At 37.3% G+C, this 15,426-nt stretch carries 14 protein-coding genes; all 14 read right to left on the reverse strand.

Annotated features, from left to right (window positions below):
- Positions 1-2: 2 nt before the first annotated feature.
- The gene (locus KS2013_RS07305) at positions 3-1,754 is read right to left on the reverse strand and encodes an SLC13 family permease (protein WP_068991881.1); all 1,752 of its coding nucleotides are present in this window, start codon (positions 1,752-1,754) and stop codon (positions 3-5) included.
- A 4-nt stretch (positions 1,755-1,758) separates the two neighbouring features.
- A complete protein-coding gene (gene cysN, locus KS2013_RS07310) occupies positions 1,759-3,177 on the reverse strand; it encodes a sulfate adenylyltransferase subunit CysN (protein WP_068991884.1) in 1,419 nt (472 codons plus the stop codon).
- Complete coding sequence (gene cysD / locus KS2013_RS07315) at positions 3,177-4,085, reverse strand: sulfate adenylyltransferase subunit CysD (protein ID WP_068991886.1); 909 nt, start codon at positions 4,083-4,085, stop codon at positions 3,177-3,179. The genes cysN and cysD overlap by 1 nt, the downstream gene beginning before the upstream one ends.
- Positions 4,086-4,198: 113 nt before the next feature.
- On the reverse strand, positions 4,199-5,053 hold the full coding sequence (locus tag KS2013_RS07320) for a polysaccharide deacetylase family protein (RefSeq protein WP_068991892.1): 855 nt from the start codon (positions 5,051-5,053) through the stop codon (positions 4,199-4,201).
- Positions 5,053-5,817: a methionyl-tRNA formyltransferase gene (locus tag KS2013_RS07325; RefSeq protein WP_068991895.1), complete on the reverse strand. Its 765-nt coding sequence runs from the start codon at positions 5,815-5,817 to the stop codon at positions 5,053-5,055. The genes KS2013_RS07320 and KS2013_RS07325 overlap by 1 nt, the downstream gene beginning before the upstream one ends.
- Positions 5,817-6,539: a WecB/TagA/CpsF family glycosyltransferase gene (locus KS2013_RS07330; protein ID WP_068991897.1), complete on the reverse strand. Its 723-nt coding sequence runs from the start codon at positions 6,537-6,539 to the stop codon at positions 5,817-5,819. The genes KS2013_RS07325 and KS2013_RS07330 overlap by 1 nt, the downstream gene beginning before the upstream one ends.
- Complete coding sequence (locus KS2013_RS07335; RefSeq protein ID WP_068991900.1) at positions 6,532-7,521, reverse strand: polysaccharide deacetylase family protein; 990 nt, start codon at positions 7,519-7,521, stop codon at positions 6,532-6,534. The genes KS2013_RS07330 and KS2013_RS07335 overlap by 8 nt, the downstream gene beginning before the upstream one ends.
- Positions 7,518-8,378 carry a sulfotransferase gene (locus KS2013_RS07340; protein WP_071890150.1) on the reverse strand — a complete coding sequence of 287 codons (861 nt, stop codon included), beginning with the start codon at positions 8,376-8,378 and terminating at the stop codon, positions 7,518-7,520. The genes KS2013_RS07335 and KS2013_RS07340 overlap by 4 nt, the downstream gene beginning before the upstream one ends.
- 4 nt (positions 8,379-8,382) lie before the next feature.
- Positions 8,383-9,423, reverse strand: a complete 1,041-nt coding sequence (locus tag KS2013_RS07345) for a glycosyltransferase family 4 protein (protein ID WP_156768981.1) — start codon at positions 9,421-9,423, stop codon at positions 8,383-8,385.
- Positions 9,424-9,579: 156 nt separating this feature from the next.
- Positions 9,580-10,872 carry an O-antigen ligase family protein gene (locus KS2013_RS07350; protein WP_068991909.1) on the reverse strand — a complete coding sequence of 431 codons (1,293 nt, stop codon included), beginning with the start codon at positions 10,870-10,872 and terminating at the stop codon, positions 9,580-9,582.
- 82 nt (positions 10,873-10,954) lie between these two features.
- Entirely contained in the window at positions 10,955-11,971 is a 1,017-nt protein-coding gene (locus KS2013_RS07355) for a D-glucuronyl C5-epimerase family protein (RefSeq protein ID WP_068991911.1), read from the reverse strand.
- 10 nt (positions 11,972-11,981) lie between these two features.
- Complete coding sequence (locus tag KS2013_RS07360) at positions 11,982-13,223, reverse strand: oligosaccharide flippase family protein (RefSeq protein WP_068991914.1); 1,242 nt, start codon at positions 13,221-13,223, stop codon at positions 11,982-11,984.
- Complete coding sequence (locus KS2013_RS07365) at positions 13,213-14,160, reverse strand: sulfotransferase family protein (RefSeq protein WP_068991917.1); 948 nt, start codon at positions 14,158-14,160, stop codon at positions 13,213-13,215. Before KS2013_RS07365 ends, KS2013_RS07360 begins: the two co-directional genes overlap by 11 nt.
- Positions 14,157-15,410: a UDP-N-acetyl-D-mannosamine dehydrogenase gene (wecC, locus tag KS2013_RS07370; RefSeq protein ID WP_068991921.1), complete on the reverse strand. Its 1,254-nt coding sequence runs from the start codon at positions 15,408-15,410 to the stop codon at positions 14,157-14,159. The genes KS2013_RS07365 and wecC overlap by 4 nt, the downstream gene beginning before the upstream one ends.
- Positions 15,411-15,426: the final 16 nt, after the last annotated feature.

Consider the following 15,426-nt stretch of genomic DNA (forward strand, 5'->3'; position numbering starts at 1 on the left):
TTTTACGGATTAAATGGAAAAACTATGGGTATCATAATTAATGCTACGGCTGAAAAACACAGTGAAACTAACCAACCTACTTTTGCAAAATCAGAAAAATTCATATGGCCAGCGTTCATAACCATCAGGTTGGTTTGATAACCGAAAGGACTTATAAAACTGGCCGATGCGCCATATGCCACTGCCATAGCAAACGGCATGTAGCTGACCCCTAGCGATTCCGCTATCCCAAAGGCCAGTGGGAACATTAATGCAGCTGCTGCATTGTTGGTTACAACCTCGGTAATAAGCCAGGTCAATAAATAACAAATTATAAAGGCCCAGTATATACCTGCATAATCATTTGCAGACTCAACCGACAGTATACTCTCCACAAGACTGGATAATAGCTGAGCGGCCCCTACCTGGTTAAAGACATCAGCAATAGCCAAAGCTGCAGAAATTACCAGCCAAATTTCCAGAGGCAGCCGACGTCGCACTTCTGTTGGCGTGAGAACTTTAGCAGTAAACATTGCCATCAAATACAGTAATAAGCCTGTTAGAAGGCTTAAAACACCCGTAGCTGCCAAACCAATCACTGAAATGAAACCACCAAAGACAAGCCATTCCTTTTGTTTTGCCAAAGGTGGCTGCAAATCTTTTTTATCTAACAGGATAAAGTTTCGTTCAATGTTAGGTCGCTGGTAAAAGCCCCTGCCAACAGCAAGTACCAATTTATCACCAGAGCGAAGTTCCAGATCAGATATTGAAGCTGGCAGTCTCATACCATTCCTACCAACCGCTACTACCGCAGCATCAAAATGTGCACGAAAACTGCTCTGCTTCAAAGTACGGCCAATTAAGGTTGAGTTGGGGCTGATAATAACTTCTTTTAAATGCTTGTCGAGCAGACCAGAGCTGTCAGCAAATACATTGACACCCGGTATATTAGCCAACTGTTTTGCCTGAGTAACATCTCCTGAAAAGATTAATTGATCGCCAGCCTGAAGCTTTTCTGATGCGTCTGGCATTGAAACTGCATCGTTCTCCCTTACAATTTCTACTAAGGAGAGCCCCGTCAATGACGATAAACCAGCCTGCTGTAGTGATAAACCTACAATATGACTATCCTTATCGACACTGGCTTCGAGGAAGTACTCTTTACTGATTTCATTAGGAATGATGGTTGCTGGTATCCAGTAGCTTGAAATCACCACAGCCAAACCAGCGACGACCAATATACAGATACCTACAGGAAGGAAGTCAAAAAAATTAAAACCCGGCTCTCCATAGTCAACCAAAAAACTATTAACGATCAAGTTTGTCGATGTTCCGATCAATGTCAGTGTACCGCCCAAAATCGCGAAAAATGACAAAGGTATCAGTAACCTCTTCGGAGAATGCCTTCGACTATGACGTACTGAGCTTATCAAAGATGCGACAACGGCTGTATTATTCAGAAACGCGGAGCTTATTGCTACTAGCCCACCCATTTTAAAAAGGGTCAGCAGCTGGCTTTTACTAAAGAGGTGACGACTAATCCAAGCTAAAACCCGTGTTTTTTCAAGGGCGAGCGAGCTGACTAAAAGCAACACTAATGTCAATACCGCTGGATTAACGGCATGACTAAACATCCTCTCAGGGCTTACAAAGCCCGGGAAGTATAACGCCAGCGCAGCTAATGAAAAAAGCCATGCAGGGCGGGCGACATTCATAATCAACCCTCCAAGCATGGCTAAAATCACAGCTAGTGTATAGAGCTGTGCTAAATCCATTGCTTTATGACTTGGTTATATCTTTGGCGCCCCAATGTGGGAAGTGCTTACGAACCAGTTGATTAAACTCTATCTCAAAATCACTGTATTCATGAGGCTCAACATCTCCGCCTGAGTCAGTCAGGGCTTCTTCTATCATGCCTGCACCAACCGTTACGTTAGTTAAGCGATCAATAACAATAAAGGCACCGGTTTTATGATTAGTTCGGTAGTCATCAAACATAACCTTCTCATTGACGGATAAATCAACCAAACCAATCTCGTTCAACTCTAACTGACCAGCTTCATGCTCAGCCATGGTATTAACATCAATTCGATGGTGAATCTCATCAAACTGGGCAGTGGTTAACTTACTGTTAAACTTAACGTAATAGTCTCGGTTAGTTGTTAAGGCAGTCTCATGCATCCACACAACTTTTGCTCGCATACGATTGGAAACATGAGGAAGGTTATCCTTCTTCACAATCATATCACCACGACTGATATCAATTTCATCATTCAATGTCAGTGTTACCGCTGCAGGAGCTGTTGCTTCTTCGAGCTCTCCATCAAAAGTAACAATAGATTCAATTTTTGCTAATTTCCCAGAAGGTAGAGCCCTAATGGTATCACCTTTGGCTATAGTCCCAGATGCTATCGTTCCTGCGAAGCCGCGGAAGTCCAGGTGAGGACGATTAACATACTGTACCGGGAAGCGGAAATCCGCCAGGTTGATATCGCTCGCTATTTCAGTGGCTTCAAGGTAATGCATCAATGGAGAACCTCTGAACCACTTCATTTTTTCGCTTGGATTAACGACATTATCGCCATCCAGTGCTGAAATAGGAACAAAGCGAATATCAGGGATATCCAGTGAGCCTGCTAACTCAAGATACTGAGCTTGAATTTCCTTGTATCTTTCTTGCGAATAGTCCACCAGGTCCATCTTATTTACTGCAACAATAACGTGTTTGATTCCCAGTAAGGAACAAATGAAACTATGTCTACGAGTTTGAGTTTGCACGCCATGGCGAGCATCAACCAAAATAATTGCTAAGTCAGAGGTTGAAGCGCCTGTAACCATATTACGCGTGTACTGCTCATGACCAGGGGTGTCAGCGATAATAAATTTACGCTTGTCAGTAGAGAAGTAGCGATAGGCTACATCAATGGTAATACCCTGCTCTCGCTCGGACTGTAAACCATCTACCAGCAATGCCAGATCGACTTTGTCGCCTGTAGTGCCAGACTTTTTACTATCTTCAGTCACAGCAGCTAACTGATCTTCAAAAATCATTTTGCTGTCATGCAGTAAGCGTCCTATTAAGGTACTTTTACCATCATCAACGCTGCCACAAGTGATAAAACGCAGCAGTTCTTTATTTTCATGCTGCTCCAGATAAGCAAGGATATCATTCTCAATTAAAGGTGATGCGTGAGACATTAGAAATACCCCTCAATTTTTTTCTTTTCCATGGAACCAGCACTGTCATGGTCGATAACACGACCTTGGCGTTCTGATGTTTTAGTCAAAAGCATTTCCTGGATAATTGCAGGAAGTGTATCAGCACCAGATTCAACAGCACCGGTTAATGGGTAACAGCCAAGGGTGCGGAAGCGCACTTTTTTCATCATTGGCTCTTCACCCTCTTCCAAAGGCATACGCTCATCATCTACCATGATCAAGGTTCCATCACGCTCAACAACCGGACGCTCTTTAGCAAAGTAAAGATCCGGAATAGGTATCTTTTCCAAGTAGATATACTGCCAGATATCCAGTTCAGTCCAGTTCGATAAAGGGAATACACGAATACTTTCACCCTTATGAACCTTGCCATTAAAGATATTCCACAACTCAGGTCGCTGATTTTTCGGATCCCAGCGATGCTTCTTATCACGGAACGAGTAAACACGCTCTTTAGCTCGAGTTTTTTCCTCATCACGGCGAGCTCCACCAAAGGCTGCATCAAACTGATACTGATCAAGAGCCTGCTTTAAGCCCTGAGTTTTCATAATATCCGTATGAGTGGCACTGCCATGCTCAAAAGGACTGATGTTCATTTCAAGACCATCAGGATTTTTATGCACTAAGAGCTCAAAGCCGTAGTCTTTAGCCATTTGATCACGGAACGCAATCATTTCCTTGAACTTCCATGTGGTATCCACGTGAAGTAATGGGAAAGGCAGCTTTCCGGGCGCAAACGCCTTACGTGCCAAGTGAAGAAGGACAGATGAGTCCTTACCGACGGAATAAAGCATGACAGGTCGATCAAACTCCGCGATAACTTCTCGCATAATTTGAATTGACTCATACTCAAGTTGCTTGAGGTGGGTGATTTTATGTTGATTCATAAATAATTAGTAAACCTGATTTAACAAAATGATAAATAAAGTCGAACAGCCTATTCAAGGAATATTTGCTTAATACTATAGAACGTTAGGTTATGAATAACGGTTTGTAGATACTAGTCATTCAAGTCAACCACTTTAGCGTACTTCCAATCAATTATATTTGCTGCTTCTTCTAAATCCATAAAGGTATTGTTTTGAAGCAGGTATTTTAACTTACTTAAAGCACCTTTTATACCTACATAACTCTTAAACCTTCGGGTAAGTCCCAGACCTGGCACAAGAGGTTGTTCTGAGTCAAAGTCTCTGGGATGAAAGTATGTCATGACATAATCATCATCACTGAAGAATTTCGAAATCAAATACTTAGGAAGAAGTCTAAAGTAGCCTCCTCCCGAATAAATAAGGTCTCTTCCTAGCAGAGATTTAGTATTTATAGGAAAAGATTTGAGGGAATAACCGTTACGTTGAATAATTGAAGGTTCCGCAACACCATAGCTTTTCATTCCACCATGAGCCCTACTTGCAGGAAAAATTGAGCAATCAATCTCAATACCCTCCTCTTCCATGATATCAAAGGCCCATAGACACTCATCTGTAATCGAAAAGCCGGGGGCTCTGTACATGCTTACTTGCTTTCCACTAACATCCTCAAGAACTTTAACTGACTCACTCAAATCTTTTCTAAAGACTTCAGGAGTTTGTTCATAGACCAGTTGATGATTCATGGAGTGGCTTGCCACTTGATATCCCGAATTAACAATTTTTTGGATTACAGAAGGATGCTCTTTCGCTACCCAACCTAGACAAAAAAAAGTTGCTTTTTGGTCAGTCTCTTGAAGTAAATCAATTATTCTACTCACACCTTCATCAATTCTAGATTCAAACCGTGACCAAGAGTCAACACTTTTGGTCGAGTCATTATCTAAAATATGGAACCAGTCTTCGATATCAAAGCTTAAAATTTTCATTAATAAAAACGAGCCCCTATAGACTTAAATTCTCTCACATCTTCTTTCGTCGGAAACCGATAATAACTCATATCGACGTCATTATTCGGTATGGTACTGACATCACCTTTTTGTATTTTTTCTACAGCCTCAATGATAGCATCCATACCAATTTTCTTTGATACTTTAATCAGTCTCTCTTGGGTCATACCTTCAAGTAGTATTTCTTTCTGTACTAGTATCGGTCCGCTATCAATCCCTTCATCGACAAAAAATACAGAAACGCCGGTGCTTACCTCTTGATTCTTAAGAACCCAGAAGCTGGGCATCAAACCGCGATACTTAGGCAGTAGAGCAGTATGCAAGTTAAGGCAGCCCTCTGGTGCTAATTCGATTAATGGCTTCTTAAAAATCTCATTACCAGCAATAGAAATTAAAAGATCTGGTTGATAGGAGCGGATTGTTTGTAAAGAAACCTGGCTGTTAATTGACTGCTCAAGATCTACTCGAGGAATCTCATGCTTCTGTAGTATATGCCCTACTTTTTTAGATTTGGAAAATCTCGCTACAATATACTTCATTGCATAACGCACAAAGAACCCCAAGCCAAATATTCTTAAAGTTTTAAATGACTTAGCTAAGAATGACTCTTTTTTACCAAATGGGGATACGTTTGATACGATACAACCAGCTACTTCTACAGATTTAGGCAAATTAGAAAACAAGTAGTCTAAATTTTCTGCTAAGTAAAAAGGATCGTCCTGCGTAATGACTATAACTTTCATTAAAGTTTCCCCATAAAATGTAAATAAAGATAGCGGAGATATACGTGCTGTCTAAAAATTCTTTTTGGCTGCATAAGCAACCGGTAAAACCATTCAAGATGTAATTTCTGAAATAAAGTAGGAGCCCTCTTGACTGTACCAACATATACATCATAAGAACCACCTACCCCCATATAAAATCCTTCTGGATGGACTTCACGTAATTTGGTTATTAACTGTTCTTGCCTTGGAGAGCCCATTGCAACCGTCACGATATCTGGTCGAATAGCTTCAACTTCAGCAATAATCTGTGAAACATCGCCGAAATAACCATTCCTTCGAGTAAGGCTCTTTAAGCCAAACTCTTCACTCAATTTATTGGCAGTTTGTTTATTAACGGATTCTTCTGCCCCTAACAAATATACATGCTTATTGTTAAGAGCAGCCTTTTTCATTAATTCTTTCCATAAATCACACCCTGGTACTCTTGTGTTCTCGATCCCTTTTTTTTGTATGGTTTTCACAACTGCTATACCATCCGCGTACAGCAACGTTCCTAACATCAAGTTTCTTTTTACATCTGGATTATCAGAAGCAGATATAACTTTCTCGGCATTTATTGCAACGGCAAAACCAGGTAAAACGCCTTCATTGGAACAAATAGTATTTACAGCCTGCTCCATACTTTTAAAAGGAGTCACCGGTAAGCCCCCAACTTCTACGGTTTGGATACATTCACTCATACTGTTTATACCACTGGCTAACTGTCATATAGTCATCCTTTTTGTGTTTGGAAAGGTAGCGTCCCAATTGCTCTAAACTATGCTCAGTCAATGACTTTGGGTGGCCAATCAGAACTAAGTTGGCACTATCGCCATATTCCCTGAAAGCGTCTTTACGGAACTTATCCAATAAAATCGATTTATAGCCATCGATAGAAGCAACGGTTCGACTTTTCTTTGTTAATAACCGTTTGAGCTGTGCACCACTCATCTTTGCAGCTGTACCATCTCCAAAGGCTTTATACTTTATACCTGCAAACTTCTTAATAAGCGCGAACCGCCAAAAGAAAAGTGGGGATACAATAGAGCTACTAATTGGCAACTCTGTAAATGGCCCTTCTTTATTTGGGATTAGTGGATCTTCTTGGAATTTCCAATGACTTAATCTTGGGCTGCCCCTAAAATCAAATCCTTGAACTTCAGACAAATTAACTCCATCAGTAAAAACGGTACTATCAACTTTTATTCCAGCCTGAAAAAGTGCTGAAGAAAAGTGCTCAAAAGGCTGAATACACCAGCCCCCTGCCCTGTACGAGTTTGCTCTTACCTTAGCAACAGACTCCAACTTATTCGCATACTTCAACACAATTTCAGAAGCCTTCTTTTCAGTAAAGTCTGAAAGTTTGTAATAGGACAGGTCAAAACTCCAGTATCCATTATCCCACTTTGCTTTTTCCCAGTGGGGGTGGATATGAAGTTGTAAATCATGACCTTGCTCGCTCAGGTTTCTTAATTGTTCTTTCACTGCATCTGTAGATGCTTGATCGCACTTCAGCTCGTCGGCTCGGCTTAAGTAACCAATATCGACATAAAATGTAGCTTTCACATCGTGTTTATCAAGTAACTCTAATAATTTATTAGTTGGCTTCAGCATACAGCTTTCTGCAGTACCTGAGTGACTACCAAAGAAAAGCTCATAATCTAGAGTAATTAAAGTCTTCATGGTTTATACCCATTTATAATATTAAGAGGCATAGTTAGTAACCATATCAACCATTGTTTCCAACGAGGCATTTTTTCCCACCATGACTCATTACTTTTGAAATGAACGACTTTATTTTTAACCAGACGGTTGCCACCGACCATATGACCCGTACTTAACCCTTCATCATTAATTAACTTTTGCCTAACCTCATCAAGACTAACATCCAATTTTTCTGCTAACTCCATTAAAGTGTTATCAGGCTTCGTAATTAAATCTTCATACTTTAGCTTTATATATTTATTTCTTAATAGAATCTTACATACAAACGAGGCAGTTAAGTTAACAATAAAATAATAAGCAGTTGCTGATAACCAGTTACGGGAAGTTTGTACATTTTTACCGAATGAGTTAACCACACCTCTGGGATCACGAACCATGTAAATAAAACGAATATTATCCTGTAAAATTGAATTAAGAGCTAAACCACGGCCGATGTATTTAGCGGAATCTACCTTATACTTGTCAGTATCGCGAAGGCAGTCAAAAACAGCTTCGTTCGCACTGCAATATTCCGAGTAATTAAGTGCTCGCTCTCTTGTGAAAAGATATTTGTATACATACCGGTGAGACTCTAGCTCTTTCGCTTGTTCTTTGTATTTTTTTGAACAAAACTCGCTGTTAAGTTTGTCATATGCTGAAGACCATAGGGGGCAGTCTTTGAGCTCTTCTCCACAACTACAGCTACTTTCTAAACCCATATGCTCAGGAAGCTGGTGTAATTCACCAAGCGAAGTGATTGATTCAGAGTTACTCAGCATAAGCGAGAGTATCGTTGTGCCACTACGTCCCGCACCTATTAAATATAAGAGCTTCATTTAGTTATACTTCTTCATAAATTTCATGTAAACGTTTACAGACATTGGGTAAAGTCCATTTTCTAGCACTTTTCTCTGCTGAATCAGATAAAGCATGGTATTTGTTTAGTGGATAATCAAGTGTTTTATATACAAGGTCTGATATGGGAGTTATGTCATCAAAAATCTCATTAAAGTCGCCAAGGATAAAGCCATTTTCCCCATCTATTACTTGTTCCTTAGCGCCATCAGTGTTGGTCGCAATACAGGGAACTCCGCATTTCATTGCTTCGCAAATACTTAGGCCAAAGGCTTCACTTCTGGAAGTATTAATTAGAAATCTAGAGGCATTATATAATTCCAGAAGCTGCTCATGACTAGCATTTTTGATCAAATGTACATTATGCACTCGTTTAATATCTTCATTAATTAAGCGCTCTAAAGGACCACTTCCAACTATTGCGATATTTAGGGGCTTATTAAGACTGGTTAAAATTTTTGCTAAGAGATCAAAGCCCTTAATGCTGTAAAAAGACCCCGCGTAAATCAAGTCGTATTTTTTAGTAATCTTTGTAGGTCTAAAAATTTCTGAAATACCCGCTGGTAAAAATTCCACATCGGCATCTTTTCCTAAATATGCATGAATATACTTCTTAAACTGGCTATTGACAACAATATACTTATCTACCCCTTTCAAAAGAGATCTATATAGATGCCCATCATTCTGATAAATGTCCGAGCCATGAAAAGTAACTATGATTTTAATATTTTTATTTTTTAAATATTTATAGATATAAGCGAGTATTACCGTTGGATAAAAGAAGTGAACGTGAATAATATCGTACTTAGAGCTTGTGAAGACATATTTAAATATAAAGTTAAGGAAAAACTTACTATATTTTATTAAGCTACCAACTTTAGACGTGAACTTCCTTTCCATGGCGTAACAATCTAGGCTATCGTCTCTATATGTTTTTTTAAGCTCTTCAAATTGATTTTTAACGAAAAGACCAGAGTAAGGCTTTTGTTTAGATGGGAACATATTTGTTATTACTAGAATATTCACTTGTTAGGGACCTGGTTGATTTTATTAAATAAGTACAAAACAATGATATTCAAACAAATTTTTTTAAAAGAATTTAAAATCGCACACATAAGTTTATCTTTGAAATGAATTTAATATAAAACAAAGGGTTCACCTCACTACAAATGGAAAGTTACTTTAATAGTTTCCTGATGTACCCCTACTCTTGATTTTTATTATTAAATAAACCCCTATAGAGAAATAAATAGTACTTACAACTGGGCTGTAAATAACATGACCTGCATATATCGAATGCATGACAATGAAAGAAAGGCTATATAGCCCAGAAATCACAATAAAGTTTAACTTTAAACGGCTTGCAAAGAACACCATTACAGGCAAGCTATAATAATATAACAAAATAAAAGCACCATAGAGAATTCCATAATTTCCAATCACATCATAAACGTCTTTCTCTACCATGACCAAGTCATTACCTTTTCTAGCATAGAACTTTGAAAACTCTTCTCCATGTTTTGTAAAGCCACTGCCAAGCAATAATGAAAAATCATCCTTACTAGCTAAATATGTTTGGGCAGCGTCCGCACGCAAATCTCTTGACCCTTCGCCAGATATTACCTTTGTTATTTTATCTTCAACATATGGGTATTCAGCGCTTATTTTACTTATAACAAAGTAACCAAGTATTAGAATTATACTAATGAAAAATATACCAAATACTTTTAAAAACTTAAATGATACCCCTTTTGATTTAACAACAATAACAGATGTAAGTAATACTACTATTAAACTAAATAACATTCCAAACATACCGGTAATCGAGCCTATACAAAAAGCACTTAAGCTCACGATCAACCCTATAAATAAAAGACGGAAATTAATAAAGCCGCCTTTTAAAGACTCAGCAAAAATCAAAATGGCAACGGCTTGTAATACAAGTCCTATTTCGTTAGCCGCATCAAAGTATGATTTAAAACCAAAAGCATAGTCGCCATAGGTTTTAATACCCAAGCCGGTAAAAACATTTACTAATATTGCTACAGATGCAATAGAGCCATAAAAGCACAAATTTTTAAACAAGAAGTCAGACTGATCAGGATTCTTTTTTAATAACTGAAATAAAGTCGTTGATAAAAAAACGGGGTAAAGAACCCGCATGTTACTATTTAAGTCACTCAATATATGCTGACCACCATTAGGAAGTGAAGTTAATAGTATATGAGCTAACATAAATATTGTTAAAGCCAGCAGAAGATAGAGGTTTGAAAACTTTAATTTTATAAGAATTACACTAGATGCAACGATTATAGTTGCTTTGTATAAGGCACTTATAGAAAACCCAACGCCTGAATGAAGCAGGTATCCATTATACAAGTCAATGAAAACACATAGACCGATGGTGTATGTGATGTAAGTGCGGCTAATTACTCTACTTAAGCTTCGACCATCTGCTTGATTTTCATTTGTCATCAATAATTCTCAAAAATAAACAGAAAGGAAGCCAGCAATAATTAACAAGGTTAGTTTAAAGCCATCTTTATAAAAGATCATATTAAAAAAACTTTAAGTAAAGCGTTCTTAGTTTTGTCATTATTTCATATGTTGTATATAGAGGATAGATAACAAAGTTAAAATAGCCTGAACTCTCTTGCTCTTTAACTTCCTCAGCATGAAGGCAAATCACTTTACTCTGTGTTATATCGCATAAAGATTTTAACTGGACAGCATGTAATTTTTGATACCATGGTGAAACGACTAAGTATCTATTACTCAACTTAGGTGTCTCTAGACTATACCTAGTCCAATAGCCTGCATTATAACGACTCATGTTTCTTTCGAGAAATTTTATACCACTATCGAATAAGTCTTTTGCTTCGGCATTATCAAAATAGTAGTGCAAATCATAGAGTCCCCATAGGCTGCTTATCATACCGTTTAAAACTTGTTTGGGATTTTCCGTGGGATACTCTTCGTATGCTTTACCATATTCAAATTCTGAAGTAATGCCACCATTTTCGACAGTCAAAAGAAATGGTTTTAAAGCATCGTTAGCTACGTCTCTATATTTTTGGCTGCCTGTTAATAGATAAGCTCTAACCAGCACGGAGATGCCATTACCCTGTGCTAGGGCGGAAGGCCATCTACCAGTTAAACGTTCACCATAAATCTCTTTTTTATGGGTTAGATACCAAAATCCATTGTCGATATTACTAACAAACCAATCTGCATGCGCTAAAAAGATTCTTTTAGCTTTAGGATTATGCTCAGAGATATGTTTTTTATAATACTTCATACCCATCAGCCCTATTGAAATAGGGTTGTATGAAATTCCGGTCTCAGCGGAAAAAGACTTTATCTTTGCATAATCAACATATGTGACATTATTACTGTCTAGACTAAAAGCTGCTTCTTCCTTGAAGTAACCATAGTCTAAATAATATTTATCGGGATTAAAATCAATTGGATAAACATTATCCTGATTATATAAATACAAAGATCTAATAACGGTATATGAAAAAAATAATAGAATTGCGAAAAGAAATACTCTTTTTATAATTGTTTTTTTCAATTTATTACTCCTAAAAGATATAACTAATAAGTGAGGAATTAATTTTATTAACCTTTTTTGAGTAGTAAGCAGCGGAAATATTTTTAAACGCCAGGCTAAAGCCGAAACCAAAACATGCACCTATCGTCCCGTACATTGGAATCAGTAATATTGAAGTTACAATGCCAAGAAAGCCAGATAACAAAATTATTTTTTTTAGAATATGCTGTAAGTTACTAACAGACATTAGGACCCCAACCGAACCCGTCGTTAAATTTATTAACTGTGCAGCTGAAACAATAAGCAAAGGAATATACAGCTCCTCAGGTTGCTCAGTAAAGAAGCTTAAACCATACTCTCCCCAAAAGATAAAGGCTAAAAGTATTACAAGGCCCAAAAGAGTAAGAATGGAAGATAATTTAAGAGATACACTTTCTAGTTTATCCATCTTTCCTTCTTGAAAGTACTGTGATATATAAGGCATTAATATCGTAGTCATACCAACCAATATGAAATTAAATATGAAGGCGAGTCTAGTAACTATAGTATAAGCACCAACACTATAAGCAGTGGAAAAGATGCTTAATAAAAAGATAGGAAGCCATAGAATGCAGTAGCTTGCAAAATTAATCCATAAAAAGTCTTTTGTTTCCCTGAATAAACTTAAATACAAGCCTCCAAGAAATTTATTAAATAAGCTTGCCCTATATCGCCTTGAGAAACCAAGGTACATAAATACAGAAACTATTATTATGCTAATAAAATAAGCAATATAAAGATATTCTTTAGACTTTAAGTCAAGAGTAAACAAAGTAGCTAACAATATAATAGATAGTAATGAAACACCACCATTTTCAAAATAAGGTGCTTTATTAGCTCTCTTTTCCGCTTTCAAAAGACTACTGTATAACATATTTAAATTATGAAATGGTAAACAAAATAAGAGCCATAGATACTCAGAAGGTAAGCTACTAAAATATATTACTGGTATAAATATCGATATAAATAATAAAGATACATAAAGGCTATTGTTACTTATTTTATTAAAATAAATAGTCTTTTTATCAATATTTATATTAGGTATATGCTTTATAATATAAGTTTCGGATCCAAAGCGGGTAATAATACCAATACCAAGTAGAGCAGAATAAGCTAAAGAGAACTCACCAAGGACTTCTACTCCATATATATATGTTATATAAAGTGTTAGTAATAATGTACCACCATAAGCTATACCTTTATTAAAAAGAAAAACTATAACTTTAGTTAACATTAAGGTTTCTCTCTTTCCAATTATTTAGAAAGCTTAACTCCTCTTTTGAAACCTTTGCCTTCCACGAGTCAATGTTAGCAGTGGTTAATTTTTTCGAAGTATTTTTATGGTGTTTATGATGTACAGTATCACCAAGCTTTTCATGATTTTTATAATAATTGAGCATATTATCTGTATAAGTTAGCTCACAATGTTTACAAATCACCTTAAGTTCTTTTTCTGGATTCGTAACCAAGCCTTCATAAGTAACTTTTACAAAGTCCTGATTTTTTTTGACCTTCTCTATTTCTTTATTAGCTCGCTTCCAAAACTTTAACCCAGAATTTAAATCGTTATAAAGCCCACTCTTTTTATAAGAAACTGCAACCGCTGCAGGATCCCTTATGAGGTGTATATATTTCGCTTCAGGAAAAACTTTCGTTATCCAGGAGCTGTATACTGAATTTATTGGAGTTTTATCACCCCAGATAGGTGTATCAAACCCCAACTGTTTACTATACTCTCGGTATATACAATCTAGAATATTAGCTAACGTTCTTTTATCTTTTGGAAGAGACTTTGCAATTGTAACTGCAGGAGATAAGTCAATGCCCCATGTATAAAACTCCTTATAATTTTTGAACACCCCTACAATCATTTCACAGAGCTCTCCCCAAGGTTTATAACTATATCCCTTAAAAGTCCTTATACACTTTGGTATCACATATGACTCAGGAGGTATTGAAATCTGGTTACCTGAAATTAACATTGATCTAAGTAAAGTATTACCCGAACGACCAGAACCAAGTATAAAAACCGGTTTGTGCTCTAAGCACCCTTGGGTCTGCAAGGGGTACTTATTACTCTTAAATATCAGTATCCTCTTGGGGTTTGTAAGAGTCGATGCCAGCCAAAGCGGTAGCTTGGAAAGTAAAAGTATTTTTGTAATACTTTTCATCCCCATATCCCTTTAGTATCAATTAAATTACTACTGGGGCCTTCTACCAACTTAAACTCTTTGTGATCAACCAACATCAAATGAATATCTGATGAAATAAGAGATTCATTTAAATCTATTATTTTTGCCTTGCTTAGCTCTTCAGGTAACTCTATGACATTAGGTTCAACCACTAAGGTGTCACCTTGATTTAAGTCTAACACTTGTTTAGTTATTGCTAACGCAGGACTTTCCCGTAAGTCATCAATGTCGGGTTTAAATGTAATACCGTAACAAGCAATACTAATATCTTTTGCGGTTTTTTCAGGGTTAGTTAGTAAGAAATCTGCTATAGACTCTTTTACCTTTTGTAAAACCCAGCTTGGCTTTTCATCATTAACATCTCTCGCAACTCTTATTAACTTAGCTTCTTTTGGTGTTTTACTGATAATAAACCAGGGATCAACAGCAATGCAATGACCACCTACACCCGGCCCTGGTTGTAGGATATTTACTCTAGGGTGGCGGTTTGATAATTTAATTAGCTCCCAAACATCAATATCCAATTTATCACAAATAATGGAGAGCTCATTTGCAAATGCAATATTAACATCCCTAAAGCTATTTTCAGTTAACTTAGCCATTTCAGCCGTTCGGGCATTAGTAATTATACACTCCCCCTGTACAAAGCAACTATACAGCTCAACGGCCTTACGAGAACATTCAGGGGTTATTCCCCCAATTACCCTATCATTTTCTACAAGTTCTCTAACCACATGCCCTGGCAAAACGCGCTCAGGACAATGAGCCACATTAACATCAGGTTCGTCATTATGTTTATGAGGGAAAGATAAGTCTTCTCTCTCTCTTGCTAGCCATTTTGCTACAGCCTCTGTCGCCCCGACAGGAGACGTCGACTCAAGAATCACTAAATTACCTTTTTCTAAAACAGGGGCAATTGCTTTACACGAAGCCTCGATATAACTTAAATCAGGTTCATGGTCTTCCTTAAAAGGTGTAGGTACAGCAATTAAGAAAGCATCTGCAGGCTCTGGCTTTGTGGTTGCTTGCAGAAACCCTTCTGTAACAGTGGCATGTACAATTGTATCAAGGTCTGGTTCTACGATATGAATTTCACCACGATTAATCGTATCAATTGCATCTTGATTTACATCAACACCTATCACCTTTTTTTTTCGTGAAGCAAACATGGCTGCTGTAGGTAGACCTATATATCCAAGACCTACTACTGAAACTGTATCAAATGACATGGAGGTTCCTAGTTAA

The organism is Kangiella sediminilitoris (assembly GCF_001708405.1).
GTDB classification, from domain to species: domain Bacteria; phylum Pseudomonadota; class Gammaproteobacteria; order Enterobacterales; family Kangiellaceae; genus Kangiella; species Kangiella sediminilitoris.

What these genes read in the sequence shown, in the direction of transcription:
- KS2013_RS07360 (WP_068991914.1), bottom strand. Translation starts at nt 13,223, where the DNA reads ATGTTAACTAAAGTTATAGTTTTTCTTTTTAATAAAGGTATAGCTTAT.
- cysD (WP_068991886.1), bottom strand. Translation starts at nt 4,085, where the DNA reads ATGAATCAACATAAAATCACCCACCTCAAGCAACTTGAGTATGAGTCA.
- cysN (WP_068991884.1), bottom strand. Translation starts at nt 3,177, where the DNA reads ATGTCTCACGCATCACCTTTAATTGAGAATGATATCCTTGCTTATCTG.
- KS2013_RS07320 (WP_068991892.1), bottom strand. Translation starts at nt 5,053, where the DNA reads ATGAAAATTTTAAGCTTTGATATCGAAGACTGGTTCCATATTTTAGAT.
- KS2013_RS07325 (WP_068991895.1), bottom strand. Translation starts at nt 5,817, where the DNA reads ATGAAAGTTATAGTCATTACGCAGGACGATCCTTTTTACTTAGCAGAA.
- KS2013_RS07335 (WP_068991900.1), bottom strand. Translation starts at nt 7,521, where the DNA reads ATGAAGACTTTAATTACTCTAGATTATGAGCTTTTCTTTGGTAGTCAC.
- KS2013_RS07305 (WP_068991881.1), bottom strand. Translation starts at nt 1,754, where the DNA reads ATGGATTTAGCACAGCTCTATACACTAGCTGTGATTTTAGCCATGCTT.
- KS2013_RS07340 (WP_071890150.1), bottom strand. Translation starts at nt 8,378, where the DNA reads ATGAAGCTCTTATATTTAATAGGTGCGGGACGTAGTGGCACAACGATA.
- KS2013_RS07365 (WP_068991917.1), bottom strand. Translation starts at nt 14,160, where the DNA reads ATGAAAAGTATTACAAAAATACTTTTACTTTCCAAGCTACCGCTTTGG.
- wecC (WP_068991921.1), bottom strand. Translation starts at nt 15,410, where the DNA reads ATGTCATTTGATACAGTTTCAGTAGTAGGTCTTGGATATATAGGTCTA.
- KS2013_RS07350 (WP_068991909.1), bottom strand. Translation starts at nt 10,872, where the DNA reads ATGACAAATGAAAATCAAGCAGATGGTCGAAGCTTAAGTAGAGTAATT.
- KS2013_RS07330 (WP_068991897.1), bottom strand. Translation starts at nt 6,539, where the DNA reads ATGAGTGAATGTATCCAAACCGTAGAAGTTGGGGGCTTACCGGTGACT.